The following is a 5,037-nucleotide window of genomic DNA, read 5'->3' on the forward strand; positions in this document are numbered from 1 at the left end:
AAAGGTACTATTAATAAATTACCTATAATACTTATGATAGAAACCGTACCAAATGAATTAAGTATAATAGGTATAGTAAACAAATATGCAGATATACTTACAGAAAATAATCCTACAACATTTTTCTTAAACCTGCTTTCTTCATAAAACATTTCAAGAATTTTAAATTGTATTACAGGTGCAAGTAATATAATACCTATTACAGCACTAAAAGATAATAAAAAACTTACATTAAATAAATTTAGAGGATTAATCATAAGCAATATTATTGCTATAATAAATATATTATTAAAAGCATCATTATCTTTTTCATGTTTTAGGGATAATAACTCATTTAAAATACACAAAAACATTGCTCTAAGAGCTGAAACAGACATACCCGCAAGCATAACATACATAAATAATATTGGAGCAACAATTAATGCTCTATATTTTTTATTTATGTTAAACATGGAAATTATAAATAAAATAACACCATAAATAAGTCCTACATGCAATCCAGATACTGCAAGCACATGACTTAATCCAACAGCATTAAAGTCTTCAGTAGTCTCTTCACTTAAACTTTTATCAGAGAACATTATGCCCATAATTAAATTTACATTTTCTTCATCATCAATATTTTTAAGTAAATTTAATTTAAAACTATCTCTTATTTCAAAAATTTTATCTAAATAGAAAATCAGATGCCCGCTTTTATTAAATTCAACTTTATTTGTATTTACATTTATATAATTATAAATGCCTATGGTTTTTAAATATAAATTATAATCAAAATCATCAAAAGCTTTTGGAGTTTTTACCTTACCTGTAAATTTATAATAATCTCCAACATTATATGTATGATAGTCATAATAAACGTTTATTAATACTTTATCTTTTATATGTACAGTTTTTCCTTCATCAAAAATATTTATGTCTTTGACATAAAGCTGCGTTTTATCTTCTTTATAAACAGGCGCTTTAACAATTTTTGCCGTGAATGTTATATTTTTCTCAGCATACTTATTTAATTCACTGTTATAATTAAGCTTATAATTTGCATGAATAAAAGTAATAAGTCCAAATATTACACAAATAACAAAAATAGCTCTCAAAGAATTATTAGGAAAAAGTTTAAATAAAACAAGACACGACAAAGCCAGCCCTAAAATATAAATTAAAACAGGGCATTTCAAATACGCTGATAAAATAGAACATAAAACATATAAAAAAAGAACTATTGCCGGTCTTTTAATATCCATAAATATCTACCTTTTTTTAAATTCGTTATTAATAATTTTAACATAAATATTAATAAATTTCTTAAAAAAATAAAAAAGGGTATATAAATACCCTTTTTATATTATGCCTAAAGTTTTTATTATATTGATATTACCCATTACTCCATAAAGCAAGCTTTCTTCATCAAAATTAAAGTTAACACTATGAAGAGGATTTACATATCCTTTATCTTCTTCTCTTATTCCAAGTTCATAAAAGAATGAAGGAACTTCTTCACTGTAAAAAGAGAAATCTTCAGCACTTAAAATAGCATCTCCCAAAATATAATCATCACCAAATGCAGGCACAACTTTATCGTAAAGTTCTTTATCGTTATAAGTTATACCATAAAAAGGTCTCCAATCATATGTGATTTTACATCCATAAGCTTCGCTTAATCCATCTGCTAATGTATGCATTCTCTTATCTATAATATTATAAGTATTTTTATCAAGAGTTCTTATTGTACCTTCCATTTCAACGTGTTCGGCAATAATATTAATTCTATCTCCACCTTTAATAGTACCTATTGTAATAAGTCCTTCTTTAATTGGATTAATATTTCTACTTACAATACTTTGAATTCCATTTATATATTGTGCTGCAATAACAATAGAGTCAACACCGTTATGAGGAGCAGCTCCATGTGAAGCTTTACCGTCTATAAATACAGTAAATTCTGTTGAAGCAGCATAGAAGCCATAAGGTTTTGATGAATATTTCCCTTTTGGGATGTTTGGACTAAGATGAAGAGCAAAAACATTTTTAACATTATATTTTTTTAATTTTCCTTCTTTAATAATAAGTTTTGCTCCCCCGGGTCCTTCTTCTGCCGGTTGAAAAATCAACAATATATTTTTTTTAAGTTTATCTTTATTTTCTGATAAATATTTTGCAAATACAAGAAGTATAGCCATATGACCATCATGACCACAAGCATGCATCATATTACAATGTTTACTTTTAAAATCAATATCATTATTTTCTTCCATACTTAGACCGTCCATATCGCTACGGAATGCGTAAGTTTCTTCGCTGCCTGCATTTATAAAACATAAAACACCGGTATTAGCTGTTTCTTCATATTTAAAACCTAAGTTTGAAAGATAAGTTTTTATATATTTGCTTGTTTCAAATTCCTTTAATCCTTCTTCTGGAATTTGATGTAAATCTCTTCTTATTTTTGTTATTTCTTCAAAATATTTTTCTTTAATCTGTTCAAACATTTTTTTCTCCAAGATATAAATTATTCTGTCTTTGTTTCATCAGTATTTGATTTTGTATTAGTTTTTGTTTCATCTGTTTTTTCTTCATTTGCCCATGGAAGAGTTTCTGAATATTCTCTATAAACAGTATGAACAGTTCTGCCTTTTGAATCAGTATTATACAAATGTAATAAATTAGCCCCAGGATCGTAATTAAAAGTATATTCTATAGTCCCATCCCCGCTTGTTGCAGTAAATTTTCCATCAGCTACTCCGCTTATTGTATATGTAGTAGTTGTAGGTGAACCTTCTTTTTTGGTAACAGTAACAACCATTGAAGATTCGTCAATAACCATATCTGTTTTTGTTTCATCTGAAATCTTTTTCGCATGAGAATCTTGATAAATACTATCAAGTGTCCATTTATTTTCGATATCTGAAAAATCAGTCGAATGTTCCTTAGGCTCTGTACCGCAACCGAACAGAGAAAAAAGTAATAAAGTAGTAATTAAAATGCTTAATATTTTTTTTGTTGTTTTCATATAATCGTACCTCATATTTGTTTGTGATATATTGTATCATAAAGATAAGAATATTTTAAAACATTTTTATTAAAATTTAATTAACTTATCTATTGTTCCGCCTCCTAAACATACATCGCCATCATAAAACACACCAATTTGTCCCGGAGTAACACCACTTTGTTCCTCGTCAAAAATAACTTTTACTGTTTTTTCATCCAAAACTTCAACCGTTACTTTTTTTAATGGCTGTAAATGTCTAAATCTTAAATCACATCTAAATTTCTTAGCAGGAAATTCTCCAGAAACCATATTTACATCTGTTGCAATAAAACCATTTTTATATAATTTAGGATTTTTATCTCCTTGAACAATATATAATATATTATTTTCTAAATCCTTATCAGCAACATACCATCTTTCTCCGCTTCCACATCCGCCTACCCCAAGACCTCTTCTTTGTCCCAAAGTATAGTACATTAAACCTATATGTTCACCCTTCTTTTCTCCGGTGTCCATATCAATCATATCACCTTTTTGGTTAGGCAAATAATTTTGTAGGAAATTTGTAAAATTTCTCTCTCCTATAAAACATATTCCGGTAGAATCTTTTTTCTTTGCGTTTCTAAATCCTTCTCTTTCAGCTATTTTTCTTACTTGTGATTTTTCCAAATCTCCTATTGGGAAAATAACTCTTTCAAGCTGTTTTGAACTTAATAAAGAAAGGAAATACGTTTGGTCTTTATGTAGGTCTTTTGCTTTTAAAAGTTTTGTTCCGTTTTCTGTATGTTCAACCTTAGCATAATGTCCCGTTGCAATATAATCTGCATCAAGAACATTCATTGCATAATCTAAAAAACACTTAAATTTAATTTCTTTATTACATAATACATCGGGATTAGGTGTTCTGCCTTTTTTATATTCATCTAAAAAGTAAGTAAATACATTATCCCAATATTCTTTTGTAAAGTTAACGGTATAACAAGGTATGCCAATATTTAAACATACGGCTCTTGCGTCATCATAATCTTCTTCAGCACTACATTCACCATTTTCATCAGTTTCATCCCAATTTTTCATGAATAAACCAATTACATCATATCCTTGTCTTTTTAAAAGATATGCACTTACGGCACTGTCAACTCCCCCGCTCATACCAATTACAACTTTTTCCACTTATACTTCTCCTTTTATAAAACTATTCTATTATAGTTTATACCTAATTCTTTTAGAGCTTTTTCTTCTCTTGTATGACATGTAAACATAATAATTTGTTTTTCATCTGATACTGATGCCAAGTATGACAATACTTCTTTTAACCTGTAATCATCATATTGAATAAAGCAGTCATCCAATATAATAGGCATTGTATTATTAATAAGTAAATTATCTATGATACTAAAACGAAGAGCAAGATATATTTGGTCAATTGTTCCATAACTTAATGTTTCAGCATCAACCATCTGCCCGCTTTCTTCATCAAGCACCATAACGTCCATATTATCATCAACTTTTACAGTAGAATATTTACCATTTGTGATTTTAGACATAATCTGTCCTAATGTTTCGTTAATTTTAGGTGCAACATTTGTATGGATATCTTTTGAAATACTATTAATTGTATCAATAGCCTTTTCAATTGCAAGAAGTTTAAATTCAAATTCTTTAATTCTTTTTTCATATTTATTTATGTCTTCATTAATTACACATAAATTTTCATTGAAAGAATTTGATTCTTCAAGTATTCCGTTTATTCTAGATAGTTTTGCAGATACATTTGTTATTTCATCATTGATCACATCAACATCATCATCTATAATGTTTCCATTATTAGATTTAACTAAGTTTAGAGTATTTTCATCAATATCTTCACCTTCAAATTTTTTAGCTAAAGCATCGATATCATTTCCGTCAATGATATTTAAAAGTAATTTGTTGTTACTTTCATATCTATCTATTAGTCTGTCATATTCTTCTCTTTTTTCTAAAGCTTCTTTAAACTCTTCAACATTTGAAATATTATTTTCTATTAATATTTCATTCATCTT

General features: G+C 27.6%; 5 protein-coding genes. All 5 read right to left on the bottom strand.

The window, feature by feature from the left end; translation table 11 throughout:
- On the bottom strand, window positions 1-1,244 hold a 1,244-nt coding region (locus tag FGQ49_RS10050; protein ID WP_138269731.1), incomplete at its 3' end, for a ComEC/Rec2 family competence protein.
- A gap of 96 nt (window positions 1,245-1,340) precedes the next feature.
- Window positions 1,341-2,489 carry a M20 metallopeptidase family protein gene (locus FGQ49_RS10055; protein WP_138269732.1) on the bottom strand — a complete coding sequence of 383 codons (1,149 nt, stop codon included), beginning with the start codon at window positions 2,487-2,489 and terminating at the stop codon, window positions 1,341-1,343.
- 20 nt (window positions 2,490-2,509) lie between these two features.
- Window positions 2,510-3,010, bottom strand: coding sequence for a hypothetical protein (locus tag FGQ49_RS10060; RefSeq protein WP_138269733.1), 501 nt, complete (start codon window positions 3,008-3,010; stop codon window positions 2,510-2,512).
- Between the two features lie 69 nt (window positions 3,011-3,079).
- Window positions 3,080-4,165 (bottom strand): tRNA 2-thiouridine(34) synthase MnmA, encoded by a 1,086-nt coding sequence (gene mnmA / locus FGQ49_RS10065; RefSeq protein WP_279222120.1) that lies wholly within the window; start codon window positions 4,163-4,165, stop codon window positions 3,080-3,082.
- A 14-nt stretch (window positions 4,166-4,179) separates the two neighbouring features.
- Window positions 4,180-5,037: ATP-binding protein (locus FGQ49_RS10460; RefSeq protein ID WP_431731927.1), on the bottom strand; the 858-nt coding region annotated here is incomplete at its 5' end.

Origin of the sequence: Anaerofustis stercorihominis (assembly GCF_005844425.1) — a bacterium.
Lineage (GTDB): Bacteria > Bacillota > Clostridia > Eubacteriales > Anaerofustaceae > Anaerofustis > Anaerofustis butyriciformans.

What these genes read in the sequence shown, in the direction of transcription:
- FGQ49_RS10055 (WP_138269732.1), bottom strand. Translation starts at nt 2,489, where the DNA reads ATGTTTGAACAGATTAAAGAAAAATATTTTGAAGAAATAACAAAAATA.
- FGQ49_RS10060 (WP_138269733.1), bottom strand. Translation starts at nt 3,010, where the DNA reads ATGAAAACAACAAAAAAAATATTAAGCATTTTAATTACTACTTTATTA.